Below are 21620 nucleotides of genomic sequence, written 5' to 3'. Positions count from 1 at the left end.
TTACGCTCGTTCAGGACCCCTGAAACTCAATACATGTTCAAATTCAAATTCTCCGCTTCTGTTGCGAACATGTATGGGGCCGCCGAATTTTTTTGAGAAACACTGAAGCGCGCGCTGAATCTTCGTGGTGGCTCCAGGATGCTGGGTACATAAAACTAAGCCTGCTGTTTTCCCTTGGAGTAGCAGGTTGGATTTAGCGAATTCAGTAGCAGCAATAACTTGAATCATCGCTTTTTCAACATCGCAACCTTTAAGCTCAATTATGATGTCCCCGACATCGGGCTTGGAAATCATCCAGTCTGCAGCTGTCTCATTTTTTACCAGTCCACCGTCGATTTTTCTAACAGTATGAGGTTTGCGCTCCTTGTTGTTAATGACAGCAAAACGTATGCTTCCTTTGTCGGTGACCTTGATTTTTGATACTTTAGTCACTTCTGTGTAGGGGCAGCAAACCTTGGTTTTAGTTTTGCATTCCTTTGCTTTGCCGGTCATAAGTTGCGCTCAAAATTTAGAAGCTCGGAAAATTCATCGATGATATCAGAGGAAACGTTGTCAAGGTAATCGGCAGCAATCAAGCCGTCTGGGTCGGTGATGCACTGAACCTTTCCATCAATAATAGCGTAGGCAAGCGCTGCCCTTGGCGGGATCCAGGCGGACTCAGGAATGATCTGATCCAATGACTTGTGGTCTTTGCTTGTTTTGGAGAGTTGTCCAGCTTTGATAAGGTTATTGAATTTTGATAGGACGTAAGGGCTGTGTGTGGTGATAACTAGATCGCGCACTCTTCGTTTGCTAATCAGAGACGCTAAAATTTCGACCAAGTCACTCTGGGCTTTAGGGAAAAGGTGAGCCTCAGGTTCTTCAATGTAAACGCTTCGTTTTGTTATTCGTTGAGTAAAGGGATTCATCGTGCCGCCGCTTCTGACCGAGAACAGCGTATGAAGTGTCATCGCAAGGGGTATCAGTTCCTGTTGGCCAGAGGACAGCGCGGCAAAAGGTATCAAACGGCCATCCTTCGCTTGGAGATAGTCTTTTCCTCCATCGTTCTTGGGGGTGCCACCAAGAAGATCGGAAAACAAGTTAATGAATATTTGATTTCTAGCTGCTGAGCTGCGTCGAGAATAAAATTCTCGAACCGATGAAAATCTACGACCAAACGAGAGCGTCAGTGGCTCCAGAATGCCACTGTGTTCAAATGCTATAAGCGCTTTTCCAATGCTTGTGAAGAAGGATCGGCCGGCGGGAATAAATAGCTGGTTGAAAATTGCATGTCTTCCGAGCCACTTAGTTACATGCTCCGTGACAAGTTGCTCGGAGCGATATTCAAGCTCAAAAAAATCATCTTCCTCGTCTGCAGTAGTATTGCCTCTTTTGCGTGCGGGTAGTTTTTTCAGTATGTCAATTTGTGACCTGTAGAAGCTGGCGTATTCTTCGGAGAAGTTAACGCGAATTTTATCAGATGTGGAGATTCTGCTGATTTTCAAGCTGTACAGAGGTGTTGTGAATTCAATGTTAAATCTGCGTTCGCCCCATGCTGAAGCTGGAAACCATTCGCAGAATTGAGCGCTTAAAAACTTTGTCAAAGCTTCAAAGTCATACTTTAATTCTACAAGATATCTGGATATCTCAGCACTAGTTGCATTGCAAAAATAAATTAGCTTGCATATCACACTTTTTCCGCTGGCTTGAGGTCCAATGATCAATGTTAATGGTGATATTTCAAGATTGGCGGTTTTTATGCAAGAAAAGTCCTTGACTTTCAGGCTGAACATCTGGCTTCCCTTCTAGAACAGTTTTCTACGCGCGATCTTAGCTTCGGATCGGCTCTCTGCATAGGCGTTAGAGGTAAGATTCTGTCAGCGGTGGGCTTGAAACCGGCGTTAGCTGGGGGGGCTCACTTCCGCAGGCGCTCTACCCCGGATGAGATCGCCTCAGCATGGATATCGAGGGTCGCTAACGCAGCCATAACGTTTTCATGTACGTGGAGTGAACCGCGATGGCTTACCCATAGTGAGAGCTCTTCAAGGGCTGCTCTGATTGCGACCTGGTTCAGATACAACAGCTCAAGGGTGTCGGCTGTGGTCGAGGCTTGATCATCCATGCGCATGCTCCGGGGTACGAGAATTTTTAGGGCAAATTCTAGGGCGCCTTAGGCCTAAACGGGCCAGCAGGTGACGCCAGAGTAGCCGTCTTTTCAGGTCTATGGCGGGCTATTGAGAGAGGCGGGCGGGTTCAAATCCCTATCTATGACTACTAATGTGCCTATAGTAGTAACGGAGGCGATAGATGATGAGAACGCTGGAAACCATGATCATGCTGGGCGATCCGTCTATGTTTGAGGTTGCTGACGCGTTACGTCGGTATCAGGGGACTCAAGCAGCTGGCAGTCCGGCCCAGGAAGTGGAGCGTTGTCGCCTCTTGGGTCGGTGGCGGAAAGTCGCGATCGGCAGCTATCGACCCATTGCTGCCTCTCGCGACGGGTAGCAATAGTGGACTCCTGTCATCTAGCTATGGTCTCGGTCCCGCATGATAAAGTTCTCGTGGAAATTTTTTTTTGGAGTCCAGGAATGCTCAGCGCGTTGCGATGTTCCATAGCCTCTGAGATTGAACGAGCAGAGCGTGCGGTGAGTGACTGGCCTGTGTACGGCTAAGCCTTAGTCTCATTTTCTAGATATTCCGGATGGCAACATTCTGCTAGCGTCCGTCGATGGTAAAAACAAGCCACCCGTGCTAAACAGGCCATCGATAGATGGCTTGTCGCCATCAGGCGCTAGGTGGAGCAGGGATGCAATTTGTAACGAACGGTCCGGATATCCCAGACGAGTTGCTTCAGGCCCATGAAGAGGGAAGGGTAGTTTTCTTTTGCGGAGCAGGTATCTCCTATCCAGCTGGGCTCCTGGATTTCAAAGGATTAGTACAGCTCATTTACAAAGAGGCGCTGACCAATTTCGACAGCGCAGAGCAGAAGGCCTTCGAGAACTATCAGTTCGATGCCACCCTGGATCTTCTTGAGCGGCGCTTGCCGAACGGGCGGGCCGCCGTTCGAGAGGCGTTGGCACGGGCACTAAAGCCCAATCTTCGGCGCAAAGGGGCAACAGACACGCACGCAGCGTTACTGAGTTTGGGGAGATGTCGGACCGGTGCGCTGCGTCTTGTCACAACAAATTTCGATCGAGTCTTCGATGCCGCAGCCCGGCGCACAAAGCAGCCCTTCAGTTCCTACTCTGCGCCGATGCTTCCGCTTCCTAAAAATAGTCGCTGGGATGGGGTGGTTTACCTGCACGGATTGCTGCCGAGTAAACCTAACGTGTACGAACTCAACCGACTCGTTATCACAAGCGGTGACTTCGGGCTTGCGTACCTGACTGAGCGTTGGGCCGCCCGATTCGTAAGTGAGCTATTCCGCAATTACGTGGTTTGCTTCGTCGGATACAGTGTCAGTGATCCCGTTCTGCGCTACATGATGGATGCGTTGGCGGCTGATCGTATGCTTGGCGAAATCACTCCCCAAGCATGGGCATTCGGCTCCTGTAGTCCTGGGGATGAAAGCCAGAAGACTGCCGAGTGGAAGGCCAAAGGGGTAGCTCCCATTCTGTATCACACCCAACCTGGGGCTAACTCACATAGAGGGTTGCATCAGACTCTGAAAGCTTGGGCTGAGACGTACAAGGATGGGACGACTGGAAAGGAGCGGATCGTAACCACCCACGCTCTTTCCAAGCCCTCAGCTAGCACTCGGCAGGATGATTTTGTCGGACGTATGATGTGGGCACTCTCCGATAGGTCAGGGATACCGGCGCGTAGGTTTGCAGATTTCAACCCCGCCCCGTCCTTAGAGTGGCTGTTGGACGCGTTCAGTGATCCACGTTACAGCCACTCAGATCTTGGGCGCTTTGGGATTCCTGCCCACCCGGAGCCTGATACGAAGCTCAACTTCAGTCTGGTTCAAAGGCCAACTCCGTATCATTTGGCAGCGCCGATGACGCTCCTGGGAGGGCGTTCGGGTTACTGGGATGATGTGATGTTCCATATAGCTCGATGGCTTGTGAGGCATCTCGATGATCCGGACCTCTTACTTTGGCTCTCTGCCCGAGGGGGCTGCGTCCATGAGCGTCTTGCATTTCTCATCCAGGATAATTTGGGGCAGCTGGCCAAGCTTGAGAACCAAGGAAACACCTCTGAGTTAAATGCCATCCGGAAAAGCTCCCCGAGGGCGGTGCCAAGACCTCTCATGCGCAAGCTGTGGGGGCTGTTCCTAGCTGAGCGGATCAAATCGCCTTGGAGAGAGCTGGATCTTTACAGCTGGGCCGAGCGATTAAAACGGGATGGATTGACCGCAAGCCTTCGACTACAACTGCGGATGTTGCTTTCACCCGTGGTTGCCATATCCAAGCCATTTCGATTGTCGGACGATGTGGACGTCTCACCAACGAATTTGCGCCACCTAGTGAATTGGGAGTTGGTATTAAGCTCTGATCATGTGAGATCCACGCTCTTCGAGTCTTCTGCTAGAGAGTGGTCGTCGGCCTTGCCATTGCTTCTTGAAGATTTCCAAGTATTGCTTCGTGATGCCTTGGACCTTTTGCAGGAATTAGGGAGTGCTGACTCCTCTGAGGATCGTTCATTCTGGGACCTGCCTTCGGTTAGCCATCATTGGCAGAACCGCGGCTTCCGCGAATGGGTGGTCCTCATTGAGCTGCTCCGGGATTCGTGGTTGGCTAATTTCGGAGAGCATCCTGAATCTGCCGCGAAGACCGCGCGCGGTTGGTTTGAGATTCCGTACCCTACTTTCAAGCGTTTGGCGTTCTTTGCAGCGAGTCAGGATGGCGCTATTCCCTCGGAAGAGTGGGCCGAATGGCTACTGATAGAGAATGGGCGGTGGTTGTGGTCAATCTCCACGAAACGAGAGGTGTATCGCCTGCTTGTGTTGCAAGGACAAAGGCTACCCTTGGCGGCTCAAGAAATGCTGGAGGCGGTGGTTATGCTCGGGCCTCCAAGAGAAAATTTCTTAGAGGACATTACTGATGAGCACTACCAACAGCGTGTAGACCATGCGGTTTGGAGGACCTTGGCGAAGCTCCGATTGGGTGGAGTTATCCTCGGTATTCGTGCTCAGCAACGGTTTGATGAGTTATCTGCGGCTTACCCGCATCTGCGCTTGGCGGAAAACGAGAGTGATGAGTTTTCTCATTGGATGAGCGGCACCGGAGACCCCGATTATGAGGATAAGCGAGTCATCAGGCTTGCGCCTTATAAGCGTGAAGCGCTCGTTCAATGGCTGCGGAATCCCCCAGCCGAAAATGAATTTTTCGACCAGGACACCTGGCGGGAAGTCTGTAAAAAACATCTTCTCAACAGCCTCTATGCTCTGGCGGACCTAGCGAAGGAGGGACAGTGGCTTACGAGGCGTTGGCGGGAGGCTCTCCAGGCATGGAGTGAGTCAGGTGTTGCTCGGAAATCATGGCGTCACGTCGCGCCATGGATTGAAGCCATGCCGGATGAGGTTCTTTCCGAAGCCATCTACGATGTCACACGTTGGCTTGATGAGGTGTCCAAATCCAGTTTTCAAGGCCTCGCAGTATTCTTGAGGATTTGCCGCAGAGTCATGGGGCTGCCTCTTGATGCGGATACGGGCATGACCAGTAATGGTGAACCGATCAATCAGCCGGTTACCGAAGCTATCAACCATCCGATTGGCCACGTAACCGAAGCACTGCTGAATATATGGCAGAAATCTGAGCTTAGCGATGACGATAGACTCCCAGAGGAGATCAGTCTTTTATTCACGGAGCTATGTGACACACGAGTGGAGAGATACCGTCATGGCAGGGTTTTGCTCGCGTCCAGACTCATCTCCCTGTTCAGAGTTGATGAGACCTGGACAAGAGCTAATCTACTTCCACTTTTCAGCTGGGTTAACCATTCAGCCGAAGCTAGAAGGGCGTGGGAGGGGTTCCTTTGGTCGCCGCGTCTATATCGCCCGCTTCTCTTGGCTTTCAAGGATGATTTCCTCGATACCGCTGGCCATTATGAGGATTTAGGGGAGCACGATGAACAGTTCGCTGCGATTTTCACCTATGCAGCCCTAGGCCCCCTTGAAGGATATAGCTCTGAGGAGTTCCGTCTCGCTTTTGCCGCTTTTCCTTTGAAGGCTTTACAAGATTCTGCTCAATCCCTTTCGCAAGCGCTGGAGGGGGCAGGGGAGCAGCGGGAGGAGTACTGGCAGAATCGGATTCTGCCCTTCTGGCAACATGTTTGGCCAAAATCTCAAGAGCTAGTGACACCTATCATCGCTGAGTCATTGATCCGAATGTCCATTGCGGCTGGGAACGAATTCCCTGCCGCTTTGGAAGCCGTCTACGATTGGCTGGTCCCCACAGAGCATATGCATTATGCCGTGCATAGGCTACGCGAGTCGGGACTATGCACAGCGTTCCCGGCGGATGCATTGCGTCTGCTGGCGGCGGTGGTGGACGATCAAGCTTGGCTATCTCCTGATCTTCGCCCATGTTTGGAAGAAATTATTCAGGCGGAGGCGCGCTTAGCTGACAGTGCGGAGTACCGCAGGCTGGCTGAGTATGCGCGTCGTCATGGAATGCTTTGACCGAGGAACGTCTCTGACCGGCGGGCTGTGTGAACTGATAATGTGAGAACGGTGGATTGCCTCGAGCTTGGTGGACAGGCGCCACGACCGCTTGTGGCCGAAAGCTGACTGCCGTCACTGGCTGCAGTGGGTCGATATGTAGTCATTGAAAGACCGTCTATCAGCTCGCTACCAGCTGTTCGCATCCTATACTTGCTTTTTTTCTGCTCTGGACTGGGTTGTGCACAAGCGGACTTTCATTGGGATGGTTGAGGCTGGCGAGCCGCTCATTCAGCAAGCTGTCGACGCCTTGCGCGAGTATCATCAGGCGCAAGATAGAGGCGCGCCGGCCGATGAAGTGGAGCGTCTGCACCTGCTTGCCGAGTCGCTTTTCCAGGCTGTGAGTGATTACCAGCTTCGGGTGATAGCCAAGGTTCGGGGAACCGAATTGCCGAAGCTCCATTAGGTAACTCGCGGCGATGGCTGCTTCTTGGGGGCAGGGAAGTATGCTGGTTCTGTCGAGGGAGGCAGCTCAGTGTTCTGCGCCACAATCGGAGGCTATTCGGCAGGTCGCCAAGGTGGGTATATAGCGGTGTAAAGCTACGATATCTGGTGAAAAATCAGTTCCGCACCTCCCTATAACTCTGTCGATTTCAAGGGGTTGCAGAGCTACTAGAAGTGATTTGTTGCGGAACTAGAGTCGTCCTAACCTATTGAAAATAAAGAAAATATCTTTCGGATTGCAAATCCGTCTACGCCGGTTCGATTCCGACCTCGGCCTCCACCATTCGAAAGCCCCGCAGATTAACGTCTGCGGGGTTTTTCTTTGTGCGCCAGAAAATGCCGAAGTCCCAAAACAAATTGCAACCAGTCCCAAAACTTCCTCATTTTGAAGGCTTGGCAATGGCCCCGACGCGCCGGTAAACGCGCTCGGTGATTCCCTCTTTCGAGTGCCCCAGCAGCACGCTCGCATCGCTCAGGTCGTTGATTTCCGAGGCAGCCTTCGGTCGGATATCGCGGAACTGAAACTGGGCGATTCGGTTGGCGAGGTCTGGCTTTTTCTCGACTTCAGCTTTTACCCTTGCGCTCTCGCGGGCGTCTGCCCACCGGTTGCGTAACATTGGCCAACTCATGCGTTTGCCGTGCTCGTTGAGGATGAAGAACGGCGACAGGTGCTCGCTGGTCCTGCGCATGATTCGCTCGAGCAGCTGGCCCAGACTGTTCTTCACCCCGTCCACTTCCAAGACGATCCTCAATCTCTTGCCGGTCTTGCCTTGGCTGACCATCAGGTAGATCCCCTCCACATCGTCCTTTCGCATGGACAGCACATCTGACGGTCGCTGGCCAGTCAGGTACGCCAGGTCCATCGCATCCTTGAGCTCCGGTGGAGCTTCCTCATATACCGCCTGCCACACCGTCTCGTTGGCATAGAAGTCGCGCGGCTTTTCCTTGTTCTTCCTCACGCCCAGGCACGGGTTGTCCCTGGTAGTGAGGCCCCATTCCCTTGCTGTGTTGAACACATGGGAGAGCAGGGCGATCTCCCTGTTTGCCCTGGTCTTGGCCGACCGCGAATCGCGGTACTGCGCGATCATCGCCGGCGTGATGGCATCGATTGGCGCCGAGTCGAACACGGTTCGCAGCTGCTTGAGCTCGTAGATGTTGTCCTTTTGGGTTCTGGCGGCCTTGCCCGGGATGATCTTCAGCAAGTACTCGTCGAAGATTCCCTTCATTGTGGTCAGCTCTTTCGGTACCGACTTGGCCTCCAGTTCCGCCCACTTCAGTTTGGCCTTCACCAAGTCATTGCCGAGGAAAATGTCCTTGCCTGACTTGTCTCTGTAGTACAGCGCCTCCCACACCTTGCCGTTGGCTTTTTGTCTCTTGCGGCGATACATACCTGGTGGCAGGTCGCGATTCTCGGTCTTCCGTGGGCGCATTTCACTTCACTCGGGAAAAATCAGGGGTCCACGCTGGCGCCGGTGGCGGGGCTGCAGTAACTGGAACGGTGTCGATCACTACGCCGCTGAGCTTCTGGCGGGCGTATTGGCGGCCTACTAGTGGCCTGCCGCCGCGGCTCTCGACAAAACCGTCCTCCTGCTGGTGAAGCTCGAAGCTGCTATCAGCGCTCCGCATGCTGGGCTTGATCTCGCGCCGCGTGACAGTCTTCTGGCCGTTTAGGATGGCGCGGACCATATGCCCGCTGAACAGGATCGGGCGTTCCTTTGCTTGAGACATAGCTTCGCCTTGGCCGCCATATCGCGGCAGTGAATAGAGGGGAGAGGGGTTATAGCTTCTAGATATTCAATGTATGTTGGCGCGAATAATTGAAGGCAAGGCAGGGCGCTGATGAAGGAGTTGTTTTTGTTTCCTAGCACCGAGGAGCTTATGTCCGAATCGGATAGAGGCTCCGTTATAGTTGGTGCAGCAATTTTAGAAAAGGCGCTTACTCGTATTATTGAGTTTGAATTCAAGAAAAACGGACTCTCTAATAGATATATTGTAAAAGCATTTGACGGGAACGGCCCATTATGAACCCTGTCTTCTCGTATCCAAATCGCTAGAGGATTTGGTCTGATTTCTGATGATGCTTTTAGAGATCTGATGATGGTCAGAAAACTTAGGAACGAGTTTGCACACTCGGATAGTCACTGTTCGTTTGGTGACGAACTTGTCAGGAAGCAAATTGATTCTCTGAGCTTTTCGAAGGGGGCTCGCTCTCAGATGATGAACATGCCAGTCTATTCGGCTCTGCTTGCGATGGGGGTGAAAGAGTTGGCCAGGTTCTATAAATATTTGTTCTGTCTGACTGTGAAGGATATCGAAGTGAGCATTGCATCGACCTGGGTCGACCGAAACAGAACCGAACTTACCCGTTGAGATCAGCATTTTTCCACAGAACTGCTGATGGTTATAGTTCCCTGAGGAGGCGTGCCACAGAGCAATTCCTAGCGTCAGGCGGCAGCGGCTTTGTGATTTGAACGTATCCAAGGATCGTTAGCGCGGGCGATGGCGGCCATCGGGGGCGGGCTGACGCTGTTGCCGCACATGTGCACCTGCTCGGTCTTGGTGAACGGCTTGCCGTCGGCTCCCTTGTCGATGATGTAGCTGGCTGGGAAGCCTTGGGCCCGGTAGAGCTCGTGCGGCTGCAGCATGCGCAGGCAGATGTCGACGATGACGTACGGGGTGCCCTTCACGAAGACGGTGACCAGGCCTAGGCGGTCCTTGGTGGTAACCGTCGGCGCTGGGGCGTCGCAGGCGCTGATGTTCTCTGTGCCGTAGTAGCTGATCAGGAATGCCGCGACGCGCAGGGCGCCTTCCTCGTGCTCTGGCGACAGCTTGTACTCGACCAGGGCGTGATGCTCTGCGCCTGCGGTCATTGTCGGCACCAGGTCATCTACGGGACGGCCTACGCAGTTGCGCCGGAGCGTGGCTAGGCTGGCGGTCACGAGGCGCTGCTGGCTGCCGGTGTTGGTGACTGTGGTCAGTGGCTCGTCCGCGCCCTTGGCTGGCGTGGTGTTGAATCCGCCGTTGGCCTGCTCGATGAAGGCTGTGCACACGCCCATGGCATGGGCCGCACCCGCGGGCCTCTTGTAGTTGCCGCCGCTCGTGATGGTCGGCACCGGATCGGTGATGGCTGCACCTTCACTGTTGAACCTGAATTTGACCAGGTGCGCCGATGCCAGCGCCCGGTGGCTTTGGGTCATCAGCGTTCCCATGGGCTGGTCAGCGGCTACTGGCTTACCGGCATACACCGGGCCACCGGCCCCGACCATCACGGGGCTGGCCATCATCAGCTCGCCACGGTTGGCCGCAGTAACTGTTGGTAGTGGATCGCCCGGATCGTTCACTCGGTCGGCGCCCTGGTGTGTTGCTGGAAGAATCACCGGGCTTGCCATGGCAAACGACCCGCCGCGCGGCCAGGAGGTCACCGTGCGAAGTGGCTCATGCGCCGACTGGGCCAGTTCGCCCGACCAGTTGGCTATCGGCACGATGAAAGGCTGCGGGTTGTCCAGCACGAACTTCTTCATGCCCTTGGCCACGCGTCGCAGCGTTGCGGCTGCCAGCTCCTTCTTGCGACCAAAGATGCTCTTGCTCGGCACGCTCCAGTCAATGCAGTCGGCGGCGGTGCGCCACTTGTGCTGGCCCTTGGTTGGATGTTTGGCGTGGGTCGGCTCTGGCCACACGATGGGTTGCCCGTCGCAGCGAGCGATCATGAACAGCCGCTCCCGGCTGGTGGGAGCGCCGAAGTCGCATGCCTTGATGATCCGCCACTCCATCTGGTAGCCCATGCCTTCGAGCAGGTGCACGAAGCGGCGCCAGGTGATGCCGCGGCGCTTCGGGTCTGGCACGAGGAACTGCTGTTGCACCGGCACACGCTCTCCGACAGCAGCGACCGTGCCGTCCAGCTTCATCACCCGCCCGGTGTTCTTGTCGCGCTTGGCCATCAGCGGACCCCACTGAAGGATCTGCTTAACGTTCTCTAGGCTGATCACCCGAGGCTTCTTCTTGCCGGCCCACTTGAGGCCAATCCACGAGAGGTTGCGGATCTCGCGCTTGCGCGGTTGGCCGCCGGCAGCCTGGCTGTGGTGGGTGCAGTCAGGGCTCATGTGGAACCAGCCAACCGGCCGCCCCTGGCATTCCTCATCCGGGTCACCCTCGAAAACGTCGGTGGTGAAGTGGCGCGCTGCAGGGTGGTTGGCGGTGTGCATGCTGATGGCCGCCGGGCTGTGGTTCTTTGCCACCGTCACCGGCCGGCCCAGGCCCATCTCCAGCCCGGTACCGGCGCCGCCGCCACCGCAGAAGAAGTCCACCACGATCTCATCGTCTTGCGGATCGAAGCCAAGGCCGTACTGGGTTTTGAAGTCGAGCGGGTTCTTTTTCTGGAATGCAGACATGGGCGGTCCTCGCCAGGGTGGCGTGATTTGGTGAAGTCGGGTATTAGTGCGCGGCGTAGTGCTGAGCTAAAGAGGCGATGAATGAGCTGTGAAGGGGTTTTGTTTTGGATTGAGCATCATCCGGGTCTTGCATCTTGGGTGCAGGCGGTTGGATCTATTGGTGCGATTGTTGGAGCTTTTGCAATCAGCAGTGGGCAAAACAGGCGTCAGGGTAGGCTTGCAAAACGAACTGCTATAGATCGTTTCGACGCCTACTGTGCTGTCATAAAAAATGCGGTTGAAAGCGCAGAGTCGGTTTCCGGCTTGGCACGCGATAAGGCTGCTTATTTCGAGTTTCGCTCGGTTTGGGAAAAGTATTTGGGTGAATCGTTTAAGACCTCTTTGGAGGCAGCCAAAGCGATATTGGTGCACGATCTCGCCGACTATAAACTTGTTGTCTACTACAGCGGTTTGATGGGATCAATTTATAAAATGCACTATGAAGTTGAGAAGTACATGGCCGCGACCCCGAGTCCGGACGCGACATCCAAGGCTTACGATGATTTGAAGCAACTGTCATCGCTCATCAATTTCGACTGGATTCAATTTCAAGAGCGCGCTGAGCTGAAGCGGATCCGGATGAAAAGGTAGCGTTCCCATTGCAGGCGCCGCCCTCGCCGGGGAGGCGTTATCGATGAATAGGGGAAGGCACTGGCGGGCAGCGCCGAGTGATATGCTTCGCCGCTCACCAAACAAGGATGGTGGTAATGGGGTTGCGAGATCGAGGAAGATCGCCAAGATCAGGAGCTGCCGCGATGAAGACCCGAACGGCATCATTCATAGGGCTCGCGATTTGGATAGCGTTTCTTTGGCTGGGAAAGCCATCTGCGTCGTTGATCAGCTATTCTGTGCCGTTTGGAATTGCTCTGATCGCCACAGGCCCCCTCGAACTGATCCCAGATCGTTGGCACAGGCTTAATTTCCTCGTCAATGCCCTGGCGACTGGATTCTTCTTCGTCAGCATCATGTTTGCGATAGTGGCAATCTCTTTCGCCCTGTCATTGAGCACAAGCGAGCGTTCGATTTTCTGCCTTGCTGGATGGGCAACGCTGTTGATTGTTTACCATTTCGCAATCCCTCGGCTGAAGCGGTCGCCTTTTCACCGACTCAGCGAGGATAGGGGGATGTACAGCCCTCCAACGGATGACGATAAACGGAACTGAGATCAGATAGGCCAATGCCGGAGCAGATTAGTCGCTGGCGGGCAGCGCCGGATGGTCAGGCTCGGCGCACCTTGAAGCCGAACATGCATTCGATATCGTGGTACTCGCACCGCTCGTAGGCTTTGTACTTGGCCTGCGATGGCGTGCAGGCGAACACATCGACGATGGTGCGATTGGTGATGTCCCACCAATCCCAGCCACTGACCAGAACCTGGTAGCGCTTCAGCGGAAGCTTCTCGGCCATCTCGCCGTACTGCATCTCCCAGGTGGGGTGGTAGTTACGGATGCGCTTCTTCGGGTCGCTGTCGAGGATTACGCCGATGTACTGACCGCGGTCGGCCATGATCACGCCAGGCTCGCCGTTGGCGATGACGCGCCGGCCTATCTCAGCTGGTACGCCGTAATGGCGTCGGACGTAGTCGCAGTTGTAGTTGCTCATGGCTTTCTCCATGCATACGCCGCCCTCCGTGGCCGGATGCGGCATGGTGTCAAAATGGGGCGATAGGGTAGGATTGCAGGGTCTTTTCAAGGATGAATCGCAGTGAAGAAGCTCAAAGACCTAGAGGCCGCAGCAACCCGCTACCTGAGCAGATATTCCCGCAAGCAGTTTTTCTCAGTGTTCGTTGTTATCACTGCGGCCAACTACTGGCTTGCCTACAACGTCGACGGGTACAAGTCGATATGGCTGGCAATGATCGGAGGTTGGTTTTTCGGCATGACCTTTGCGCCGTTCCACTCCCAAAACAACTCGCCAAACTGACCCTTTGCCATGGTGGCAATTTGGTTTGGGATGGGGTATTACGGGTGACCGGCATGGGATCGGGATAAGGATCAGTAATGAAGAAATGGCGCGTGTATCTTGATGGGAAAAAGCTCGGGACGGTTTTTGCTGACACTGAATCAGAGGCAAAGATCGCAGCAGAAGATGAATTCGGATTGACCGACGATGAAGGGGATTCGCTCGATGTCGATGAGGATAATTGATATCAGCGAGTGACTGCGATTGGACTGATAACTTCGTCGCCAGGATCCTGCTGAATCATCAGCATGCTCTTCCGGTCGAAGGCCAGGGCCAGGCGCGGCGAGATGCTGATCTCGTGCCGCGGCGAGGTTAGAAACTTCGCCGCGTGCACCCTGCCCAGTGCGTGGATGCCGTGGATCAGCGCCTCAATCATTTGGCTGTATGTGGCGTCAGCCCAGCCGCAGATCGCCCGCAGGTGCTGGCCAGTCCGCTTCCTTGCTGATAGCCGCAGCGGCTCAGTACGCGCCACAAAACGGTGAGCTTCGATTTCGTGGCGCGCAATCCTGAACAAGGCGTGATGCCCGAGCGCCTCGACGTGATGAATCATCAGCGTCATCGCCTCGCCTTGTTCCTCGATCCCGGCCCATTCCATCAGTTCCAGCAGGGCCTGTTTAGTCCCTGGTCGAGCCTTCAAGCGCAGGTCTTCTTCCTGCAGGCGCTCGGCCTTGGCCCTGCGCTTCTCGTCACGCTGCTGCTGCGTCAGAGCCATCATCGCCTCCATTGCGCACGAAGGTGGCGCCCGGCCCGATGTCGAGCAGGTCGCAGACCCGATTGATGATCTTGAGCGCGGCGTCGAACACCTTGGCGTCGTCAGCCTCACGAGCCAGGCGCTTCATGTTCGGCTGGTGCTCCAGGCAGACTTTGTCGACCAGGCGCCGTGCCAGCCTGCGCAGGTGATCGGCGCTGTCGTGCATGCGCAGGCTCAGCGCGAAGGCCAGGGCCACATCATCAGGCCGGTACTGGCCGCCGCTGCGGGTGATGTACAGCTTCTTGATCGGCCGATTCATCCAGGCCGGCAGGGTTACCACTCCAGAGGGTGCTTGCTGCATGTCTGTGCTCCGTGAGGCCGCTGGGCGGCAGGTGGAACTGTTCTTGCCGCCGGCGCTGGCGGACCAGGCTGTTGAGTCTTTTCATTTCCTGATGCGTACCCGCGGGAAGTCGATACTGTTGCGCTCAATGATCTTCACCAGCGTTCCGTAATTCAGGTCGAGCTGCTCGGCCACCTGGGCGCGGTGCAGGCCGGTATCGCGCAGGGCGCATATTTTCTGGACCACTTTCAGCTCCTCGATCCGCTTCAGGTTCCGCTGGATCTGGCGCTGGGCATCCCGCTTGCTGTTGGCTGACTTCTTCCGCTCGGCTCGTCGGAAAACAAAGTTGCCTTCGCGGGCGGCCCGGAATAGGGCCTGTTTGGAAATGCCGGTGGCCTCGTGAACCTGCTGGCAGGTCATGATCTTCGCCATCTCGGCCACCGTTGCAACTCGGGCCTTCACCTTCTCCTTTCGCGGGGCTGGGTTAGGTTTCTTGGGCCTCGCCTTAGCGGCTGGCTTTGGCTGCGTATCGGGATGCTTGCGCGGCGGCAGCGGTCGATGGGTGAAGCCTTCAAGGACAACGAGCTGGCCACCAGAGGCAAAGAAGGCCGCTTTGGCGGCCTCCAGGTCGATTGATGGGTTCATGCTGCCTGGCTCCTCAGCTGCTTTTCGTAGCCGTCCACGAGCAGCTTGAATTCCCACAGGTCCTGCTCAAGCTGTTCGATATAGTCGTCATCGCGCTTGAACTCACGCCACCAGAGCTGGCGGCCTACGGGCTTGAGGAGGGGGCAGTACATCCCGATGTGCCACCATTTCCGGCCAGTGATCCACATGCAGCCTTGCACCTGGTCGATGACGTCGCTGGCATCGTTGTCGATGTGGAACGCGCGGAGCTTGTCCGGGGCCAGGAAGCACTTGTATTCGCTTCCGCCGTCTTCGCCGATGAAGCCGTCCGCGCTGGCGCCGAACGAGCCGTCGTCTGTTTTAACCAGGCCGACCTGCGTGACGATAAGGCCAGTCTGGATTTCATGCTCCATGCGCGCCTCCGGCTCCAGTTCATGGCCGCGGCGCATCTGCCAGGTCTCGAACCCTCCATCGAGCGGGGCGCCGCCTATGCGTTCGACGGCCAGCTCGAAGGCGTAGGTGAGGGCGGCATTCGATGGCTCGCCGACCGTTTCGCCATCTAGGGCGCGCTGCACGACCTCGGCCTTTGGACCGGCCTTGTAGCCTGCCAGCTCCATAGCCTTGGATTCGCCAAGGCCCGCAAGCATGGCGTCAACGTATTTCTTCTGCTGGGCGTTCAGTCCGTTCACCCGTGAGCGTGCGGTGCTAAACATATTGGCGGTGATCACTCCAGCGCGGGCCTGCAGCCACTCTGGCGAGCCCTGAGTACAATTGACGATGATCATTGGCTTGCTCCCACTTGTGGTGCTGCGCTGAGCTGAGAGCCGCGAGCGCTAACCGCTACCTTCAATGCCTCGTAGAGCTCGTCGGCCGTTTTCTTGTCGGTGGCCTTTAGGTCCTGGGCGAACTTGACGCCCGCCTGCCATACCGCTGTGAGCGAGTCTTTGGAGTCAGCGGCGTAGGCCTTCGGGATCCACTCATTCATAAGCTCCCCAAGGCTTTGGGGTTGCTCACCGCCGCCGTTCCCGTCGTTGTCTTCGTTCGTCAGCACGACGTTGAAGATCATCATCGTCAGGTAGCGCCGGGCATAGCTGTAGGTAGAGCCATTGGCGTGCACGCCGGTCTTGTTGACGCTGCCCTTGATGCCGGTCGAGTCGATTGGCAGGTCGACGTAGTAGCGCTTGGTGTGCCCGGCCTCGTGCATGCAGTCGCAGACGGTGCGGATGTGCCCGGCCAGCGGACTGTCATCGGTACCGAACGAGAGGGAAAAACCGTGCAGCGTGTAGGTTGGGGCGATCTTCTTGTCGATCGACTCAAGGGCAGCATAAGAGCTGTTGGTCTGGCTGTTGTACTTGTCGCGGAACACCGGTCCGATCTCGGCCTGAGCGCGCACCATCGCGGCGTTGAATGCGGCGGAGGCAGAGCGATCAGACCTCCGACATGATCTACAACACCATGGAGTCGGTGACCCAAGGGATTGGCGACAACACGGCGGAAGCAATCGTCCAAGGGAAAAGCCTCGAAGACTCCATGGCCAGTCTGGGGCGATCTATTGTCACGGACGTTCTGAGCTCGCTCATCCAGGTGGGTACCCGGTACGGCATAAACACCGCCCTGGAACTGGCCGGGATCGCCACCACCACGAGTGCCAAGGTAGCGTCCGAGGGCGTCAAGACCGCGGCCGAGGTTACCGGGATTGGCGTCGTCACTGGCGCCTCCCTCGCGGCTACCGCAACAACTACTACTGCACAGGTTGCAGCGGCAGGGACCACCTTGTCCGCCTGGCTGCCGGCGGCATTGGTTGCCTCGGTCGGTACGCTTGATGGATGGCATCAACGAGCGCTGGGGGAGGGGGACAGTGCGGGCCGCCAGCGTGCCGGCGATACCGGACTGGGGTATGAGGAGGGAGATGATGAGCCAATCCTATACGACACGGATCGACCAGCTATGGACGGTCAAATGTTAAGCCTGCCGTCCGCCTGGCTGGCCGAGCTGAATGACCAGCCGGCCTTGTTGACCGATCCCGATGGCAGGGCCGCGGTGCTCGTTGAGCTAGCGTTTTCCGCGCACCGACGCAGCGACGTTGACGAAGACCAGCTGGCAGACATGCTGTAGTTCACCTAGGCAGCTAGGCTGTGGGCGCTGATCGAGCATGAGGAGGTCGCTTGAGCCTCCTTGTGTGAACAACGGCTATGGGGAGAAAGCCCAGGGTAGCCAGTGACAGCTATCGACCCATTGCGGCCGTTCGCGAAGGGCGGATATCGGCCAAAATCGGATAGTGATAGAAAAATAAATCTGTCGCCTTTCGATCGTCTTTTTTGGCTGTGGGTTGTCAGCAGTGGCAATTGCGGGCAACGTTGTATCGCTCGGTTATCACGACTTTGAAAATAAGGATGGATAATGAAACTCAAGGAATGGGCTCAACTCGAGGCCCTTTATAAAATCAGTCGCAAACAACCCAATAAACACATATTTAAACTCCACAATGCTCGCAAGTTATGGCCAATGTGGTCAGCGATAGGGTCAACCGCATTGCTTTTTGTGTTCGCAATGTTCGGCATCAAGAACCCTACGCTGATTCCTTACACCTACATGGCACTGGCTCCTTGGGCTCTTCTGCTCTATGTCACGCGCCTTAAAGCATTGCGCATGGTTTACCCGCAGCAGTTTGCAGATCACGCGATTGACCACCAGCCGAGCCTAGAAAGGGAAAACACCCTTTGTTATGCCTTCTTTCTGGAGGGATTGCGCAAGGAAGGCTACACGGTTGAGAAACTACGCGAGTTGTCAGCTTATGCTGGCCTGACCGGAAAACCCGCCAGGCCTGCTTTATCCCAGAACCTGAGTTTCGCCTCTCTGATCGCGCTGATGATCGCGTTGTGCACGGAAATTATTAAAGCCACGCCTTTGTTCACATGGGGCAAGGGCTCGGTGATCGTGGTGCTGGGTATGGGCGCACTGTTCTTGAACTGGCTGGTACTGGACGGTATTCGCAGCGTTTCCTATGAGCGGATGTGCATAAAACGCTATGTCGAAATGGCCGTTTTCGACTTGGATGAACTTCTTGATAAGACCGCCGAGTTACCTGTCGAGCAGCAGCTACCGGCGGTGTTGAGCATCGCAGAACGAGACAGTAGCGTCAGCCCTGTCGCTGATTTGTCCTAGCTTTTTGGCTGCGAGTTAGATGCAGCCCTTTCAAGGTATTTAGGTAGAACAGGCAACAAGTAACCTGTGGCGAGCGGGCTTGTCCCGCGTTGGGTTGCGAAGCAGCCCCAAAACCAGCAGTCGAAGAGTGCCTGACTCACCGCATTCTTTCTTTTGGGTTCGCTTCGCAAAACCAACGAAAAGGGGCCGCGAAAAGGGGAAGATTTATTTACCGCTCCTCAGTCCGCTTGTGGCCGATAGCTGCCCTTCACGAAGGGCAGCTATCGGCCACAAGCGGACCTCAATGCTCGATACTTCAATCAGCCTTCACCCTCACAGCGCTCACTTGCCAACCCGGTAAAGTGCAGCTACTGTCAGCTCTATGAGTCAACTACGAATTGCCTTGACCACGACCGTCACGACCGCCAGAGGCTGGTCGTGAGGGGTTTCGTGAGCCAATAACGCACGAACTTCAAAGGCCCGCCAGTGATGGAAAGGGCCTTTTCTTTTGCCCTTGTGTCGCTGGCCAATATGCAAGGGAAAGCATTATGTATGCACTGTTGATTCTTGATATGCAGGCTGGATTGTTTTATGGCCCGGATAAGCCATGGGCTGGCGAAGCGCTGCTAGACACATTGAATAATTTATTGAGTAAAGCCCGAAGTGCAGGAGCACCCATTTTTCTCGCCCGCCATATTGGTCCACCTGGGTCGCCAATCGAGCCTGGAAGCCCGTTGACGCAACTGGTGCAGGCGCTGGTGTTACAAGGCGACGAAGTGATTTTCGATAAAAGCCGACCTAACGCGTTCTACAAGACCGCCTTGGCCGATCGGTTACGGGATTGTGGAACTCAGGGTGTGGTCATTACCGGAATGAAAACCCAATACTGTGTCGATAGCACCTGCCGCGCCGCACGAGATCTTGGATTCGATGCAGTGCTGATCGCCGATGGCCATACCTGCACCGACACCCCTGCCCTGAAGGCCGAAGAGATTGTCGCTCATCACAATGCGACCCTCGCGGGACCATTCTGTCGTGTCGTACACGCCGAGGACTGGTGTTTCTAACTGCCATCGCCAGACGGTTCGATTCCGACCTCGGCCTCCACCATTCGAACGCCCCGCAGATTAACGTCTGCGGGGTTTTCTGTATGGGTCCAAAAACGCCACGAGTTCGGTAACTTTTGGCATGGAGTTCCGAAATCTCATAGCCAACCTTGAGTCGCGGTACTGCGCGATCAGGGCCGGCGTGCTGGGGGCCATTGATGTCTAGTCAAACACTGAGCGCAGCTGCTTGAGCCCGTAGATGTTGGCGGAAGACCCGGTCCAGCTTGCGCTCGTCGTGCTGTTGTTGGGTCATGTCGTGGTTCTTGCGTGCAGGCGCCGCCCTTGCCGGGGACGCGTTATCGTTGAACTAGAGGTGATATGCTTCGCCGCTTACCAAACAGGGAGGGTGGTAATGAAACTGCGGGAGAGGCACAAGGCGTTTCAGGAATGGTTCACGCCGAGGCGGCGTAGGCGAGCGGGCGGAACCTTACTCGCCATCTGGGCTGTCGGCATCTTCATCTACCCTGGCCAGCACTGGATCTATGTATTGGTGCCAGGAATTATGTGGTTCTTTAGCGCATGGCCCCCGGAGCTTCACGACAAGCGTTGAGTCTTTGGCGGGGCTGCTGAATAGCCGATTGTCCGATTCAGCTCACAGATGAGTCAGACGAATTTGCGTAAAACTGCACGTTCGCTATGGTGGCAATAAACCACCTGACTACAACTAAAGTCGTAGGAGCGTCTCATGAGAATACGCGGTGATGTTTTCTGGGCCTGGGCTGACCCGACGCTTCATCACCGAACTCACGACGAGACACTCGACGATGGGACATACATTGATGTTCAGACGCGGCTGTCGCGGACAGGCAAAACGCAGATGTTCATCGGGGTGTACGCCCCTGGTGGCATGGCTATCCTTGAAGAGGCCTTCGATTCTCGCCCTGGCGAGTCGATGACCAGGGCGCTGGCGTGGGGCGTTGGCCGGGCCCGACGGGTCGCCACTGAAGGTGCACCTGCCGCAGGCTTTATGGCTGCCTCGAAATAGCGGCTAGGCGCGCAGCGCCGGAGGTCAAGCGGCGACCTATTGTCATCAGCGAAGACACCGTGCATGAAACCTCTGCGTCTCCAGACTTCCAGCAATCCGGCAGGGAGGCTTCATCGGCCTGGCCCGTTATCCTCGCTGGCCAGCGCCTTCTCTTTTGGACTTTTTCATCAAGTAGTCGCTGACATAGCGCACCGTGTTTTCCAAGGCCTGCGTCATGTCGGGATGGGTAAACGCGTACTTGCGCTCCAATTGCCTGCTGTTTCCCATGTCGAAGCGCTGCGTCTGAATAAAGTTCAAGGACTCGGCGCTGATCGCCAAGCGGGTCGCCAGTCCCGGAATCGTCAATATCGACCTGAGCAACCCTATAGGTATATGGCGGCGGGGTGCCTTGACCTTTAGCGTGTCTGCGATCTGCACAAGCATTCCCTGCAAGTTCGGTGTTCGCTCATACAGCGCCAGAACTTGCCGGTTGGCCATGGCGGGGTCGAAGGCCACGCAAGTTATCATGTTTACCAGATAATCGACGCTGACCAATGGCAACCAGTGACTGGCGGAACCGGGAACAGCTTTGAACCGGCCTTGTGCCAGATTGCGAATGAGTTCGGCAAGCGGTTGTCCGTCCAGGATATGCCCGTTCTCGCTGTGGCCGCACACCGTAGCAGGGTGAACAATCGTGTAATCCGCATCCGCGTCTTGCATATAGCGGATGACTGCAAAATGGGACTCGAGTTTGCTGCCTTCGTAGCCTCCTACACGGGCGTAGACCGCGGGCCAGTTTGTGTTTTCAGGGCACTGAACATCAATCCCGATACGGGCAAGGTGGTTGAGGTTTTGCAGCATGAAGCCGCCTACCATGAGCAATCGGATGCGCTGGCTGGCCGCAAGCCTGGCCACGCTCAGAGCACCTTGGACATTGACTGTGCGGGCGCGCTCCGGTGTCAGCCCCCAGGAAAATTGCGCCGCGAGATGGAAAAATACAGCGGCCGAAGTGACGCGTTCTTTGTCTGCTTCGCTGAGGCCAAGCCCCTCCTGGCTGATATCGCCTTCAACGGCATGGAGATACTCCGGGTTACCCCCCAGTTGGCCTACCTGCTCCTTGAGGCGTTCGATGTTACCGGGGCTGCGCATCAGCACCCAGGTCTTGTGCCCTTGCGCAGTAAGAGCGGCCAGCAAATGTTGCCCCACAAAGCCGCTGCCGCCGGTGACAAAGCATTCCACACTCATGTTTGAACCCTTGTTTGGATAATGGGCGCA

At 55.8% G+C, this 21620-nt stretch carries 25 protein-coding genes and 1 pseudogene; 13 read left to right on the top strand and 13 right to left on the bottom strand.

Annotated features, from left to right (window positions below; genetic code table 11):
- From AC3WLP_RS01195 to AC3WLP_RS01185, 3 genes are all read right to left on the bottom strand, one after another.
- A complete protein-coding gene (locus AC3WLP_RS01195; RefSeq protein WP_143516711.1) occupies positions 1-492 on the bottom strand; it encodes a hypothetical protein in 492 nt (163 codons plus the stop codon).
- Positions 489-1772: an AAA family ATPase gene (locus AC3WLP_RS01190; protein WP_088512427.1), complete on the bottom strand. Its 1284-nt coding sequence runs from the start codon at positions 1770-1772 to the stop codon at positions 489-491. The genes AC3WLP_RS01195 and AC3WLP_RS01190 overlap by 4 nt, the downstream gene beginning before the upstream one ends.
- Before the next feature lie 122 nt (positions 1773-1894).
- Positions 1895-2101 carry a hypothetical protein gene (locus AC3WLP_RS01185; protein ID WP_088512426.1) on the bottom strand — a complete coding sequence of 69 codons (207 nt, stop codon included), beginning with the start codon at positions 2099-2101 and terminating at the stop codon, positions 1895-1897.
- A 684-nt stretch (positions 2102-2785) separates the two neighbouring features.
- Between AC3WLP_RS01185 and dsr1 the strand changes: the two genes are divergently transcribed.
- Together dsr1 and AC3WLP_RS01175 are read left to right on the top strand one after the other, a co-directional pair.
- Complete coding sequence (dsr1, locus tag AC3WLP_RS01180; RefSeq protein ID WP_088512424.1) at positions 2786-6604, top strand: anti-phage defense-associated sirtuin Dsr1; 3819 nt, start codon at positions 2786-2788, stop codon at positions 6602-6604.
- A gap of 220 nt (positions 6605-6824) precedes the next feature.
- The gene (locus AC3WLP_RS01175) at positions 6825-7049 is read left to right on the top strand and encodes a hypothetical protein (protein ID WP_088512423.1); all 225 of its coding nucleotides are present in this window, start codon (positions 6825-6827) and stop codon (positions 7047-7049) included.
- A gap of 418 nt (positions 7050-7467) precedes the next feature.
- On the opposite strand, the gene AC3WLP_RS01170 is transcribed toward AC3WLP_RS01175, so the two are convergent.
- Both AC3WLP_RS01170 and AC3WLP_RS01165 read right to left on the bottom strand, forming a co-directional pair.
- The gene (locus AC3WLP_RS01170; protein ID WP_041167305.1) at positions 7468-8517 is read right to left on the bottom strand and encodes a site-specific integrase; all 1050 of its coding nucleotides are present in this window, start codon (positions 8515-8517) and stop codon (positions 7468-7470) included.
- Between the two features lies 1 nt (position 8518).
- Positions 8519-8815 (bottom strand): hypothetical protein, encoded by a 297-nt coding sequence (locus AC3WLP_RS01165; protein WP_014756148.1) that lies wholly within the window; start codon positions 8813-8815, stop codon positions 8519-8521.
- 150 nt (positions 8816-8965) lie between these two features.
- Between AC3WLP_RS01165 and AC3WLP_RS01160 the strand changes: the two genes are divergently transcribed.
- Entirely contained in the window at positions 8966-9112 is a 147-nt protein-coding gene (locus AC3WLP_RS01160) for a hypothetical protein (RefSeq protein WP_158249197.1), read from the top strand.
- Between the two features lie 3 nt (positions 9113-9115).
- A complete protein-coding gene (locus AC3WLP_RS01155; protein WP_143516713.1) occupies positions 9116-9457 on the top strand; it encodes an MltR family transcriptional regulator in 342 nt (113 codons plus the stop codon).
- A 74-nt stretch (positions 9458-9531) separates the two neighbouring features.
- Here AC3WLP_RS01155 and AC3WLP_RS01150 read toward each other — a convergent pair whose 3' ends face one another.
- Positions 9532-11475: a DNA cytosine methyltransferase gene (locus tag AC3WLP_RS01150; protein WP_088512420.1), complete on the bottom strand. Its 1944-nt coding sequence runs from the start codon at positions 11473-11475 to the stop codon at positions 9532-9534.
- An 81-nt stretch (positions 11476-11556) separates the two neighbouring features.
- On the opposite strand from AC3WLP_RS01150, the gene AC3WLP_RS01145 reads away from it, so the two are divergent.
- Together AC3WLP_RS01145 and AC3WLP_RS01140 are read left to right on the top strand one after the other, a co-directional pair.
- Positions 11557-12105, top strand: a complete 549-nt coding sequence (locus AC3WLP_RS01145; RefSeq protein WP_014756151.1) for a hypothetical protein — start codon at positions 11557-11559, stop codon at positions 12103-12105.
- A gap of 164 nt (positions 12106-12269) precedes the next feature.
- Positions 12270-12677 (top strand): hypothetical protein, encoded by a 408-nt coding sequence (locus AC3WLP_RS01140; protein WP_047604708.1) that lies wholly within the window; start codon positions 12270-12272, stop codon positions 12675-12677.
- Between the two features lie 55 nt (positions 12678-12732).
- On the opposite strand, the gene AC3WLP_RS01135 is transcribed toward AC3WLP_RS01140, so the two are convergent.
- Positions 12733-13116 (bottom strand): hypothetical protein, encoded by a 384-nt coding sequence (locus AC3WLP_RS01135; protein ID WP_041168400.1) that lies wholly within the window; start codon positions 13114-13116, stop codon positions 12733-12735.
- A 102-nt stretch (positions 13117-13218) separates the two neighbouring features.
- Here AC3WLP_RS01135 and AC3WLP_RS01130 point away from each other — a divergent pair, with 102 nt between their 5' ends.
- Positions 13219-13437, top strand: coding sequence for a hypothetical protein (locus tag AC3WLP_RS01130; protein WP_014756154.1), 219 nt, complete (start codon positions 13219-13221; stop codon positions 13435-13437).
- Between the two features lie 77 nt (positions 13438-13514).
- Positions 13515-13661, top strand: coding sequence for a hypothetical protein (locus AC3WLP_RS01125; RefSeq protein ID WP_178085882.1), 147 nt, complete (start codon positions 13515-13517; stop codon positions 13659-13661).
- 2 nt (positions 13662-13663) lie between these two features.
- On the opposite strand, the gene AC3WLP_RS01120 is transcribed toward AC3WLP_RS01125, so the two are convergent.
- The 5 genes from AC3WLP_RS01120 to AC3WLP_RS01100 all read right to left on the bottom strand — a co-directional run bounded on the left by AC3WLP_RS01120 (position 13664) and on the right by AC3WLP_RS01100 (position 16527).
- On the bottom strand, positions 13664-14188 hold the full coding sequence (locus tag AC3WLP_RS01120; protein ID WP_088512419.1) for a hypothetical protein: 525 nt from the start codon (positions 14186-14188) through the stop codon (positions 13664-13666).
- Positions 14163-14528, bottom strand: coding sequence for a DUF7740 domain-containing protein (locus AC3WLP_RS01115; protein WP_012051890.1), 366 nt, complete (start codon positions 14526-14528; stop codon positions 14163-14165). Before AC3WLP_RS01115 ends, AC3WLP_RS01120 begins: the two co-directional genes overlap by 26 nt.
- A gap of 81 nt (positions 14529-14609) precedes the next feature.
- Complete coding sequence (locus AC3WLP_RS01110; RefSeq protein ID WP_014756157.1) at positions 14610-15152, bottom strand: hypothetical protein; 543 nt, start codon at positions 15150-15152, stop codon at positions 14610-14612.
- Entirely contained in the window at positions 15149-15916 is a 768-nt protein-coding gene (locus tag AC3WLP_RS01105) for a lambda exonuclease family protein (RefSeq protein ID WP_088512418.1), read from the bottom strand. The genes AC3WLP_RS01110 and AC3WLP_RS01105 overlap by 4 nt, the downstream gene beginning before the upstream one ends.
- Positions 15913-16527: an ERF family protein gene (locus AC3WLP_RS01100; RefSeq protein ID WP_012051893.1), complete on the bottom strand. Its 615-nt coding sequence runs from the start codon at positions 16525-16527 to the stop codon at positions 15913-15915. The genes AC3WLP_RS01105 and AC3WLP_RS01100 overlap by 4 nt, the downstream gene beginning before the upstream one ends.
- Positions 16528-16953: 426 nt before the next feature.
- On the opposite strand from AC3WLP_RS01100, the pseudogene AC3WLP_RS01095 reads away from it, so the two are divergent.
- The 5 genes and pseudogenes from AC3WLP_RS01095 to AC3WLP_RS01075 all read left to right on the top strand — a co-directional run.
- Positions 16954-17097, top strand: a pseudogene (locus AC3WLP_RS01095) (DUF4113 domain-containing protein); the annotation flags it as partial.
- Complete coding sequence (locus AC3WLP_RS01090; RefSeq protein WP_230623078.1) at positions 17091-17246, top strand: hypothetical protein; 156 nt, start codon at positions 17091-17093, stop codon at positions 17244-17246. The pseudogene AC3WLP_RS01095 and the gene AC3WLP_RS01090, both read left to right, overlap by 7 nt.
- A gap of 285 nt (positions 17247-17531) precedes the next feature.
- The gene (locus AC3WLP_RS01085) at positions 17532-18296 is read left to right on the top strand and encodes a hypothetical protein (protein WP_017148239.1); all 765 of its coding nucleotides are present in this window, start codon (positions 17532-17534) and stop codon (positions 18294-18296) included.
- Positions 18297-18823: 527 nt separating this feature from the next.
- A complete protein-coding gene (locus tag AC3WLP_RS01080) occupies positions 18824-19342 on the top strand; it encodes a cysteine hydrolase family protein (protein WP_088512417.1) in 519 nt (172 codons plus the stop codon).
- A gap of 724 nt (positions 19343-20066) precedes the next feature.
- On the top strand, positions 20067-20366 hold the full coding sequence (locus AC3WLP_RS01075) for a hypothetical protein (RefSeq protein WP_003250941.1): 300 nt from the start codon (positions 20067-20069) through the stop codon (positions 20364-20366).
- Between the two features lie 126 nt (positions 20367-20492).
- Here the strand turns inward: AC3WLP_RS01075 and AC3WLP_RS01070 are convergent, their stop codons facing one another.
- Positions 20493-21590 (bottom strand): SDR family oxidoreductase, encoded by a 1098-nt coding sequence (locus tag AC3WLP_RS01070; RefSeq protein ID WP_088512416.1) that lies wholly within the window; start codon positions 21588-21590, stop codon positions 20493-20495.
- Positions 21591-21620: the final 30 nt, after the last annotated feature.

It is taken from the genome of Pseudomonas sp. FW305-E2 (genome assembly GCF_058782925.1).
This window is presented reverse-complemented; position numbering and strand designations above follow the sequence as displayed.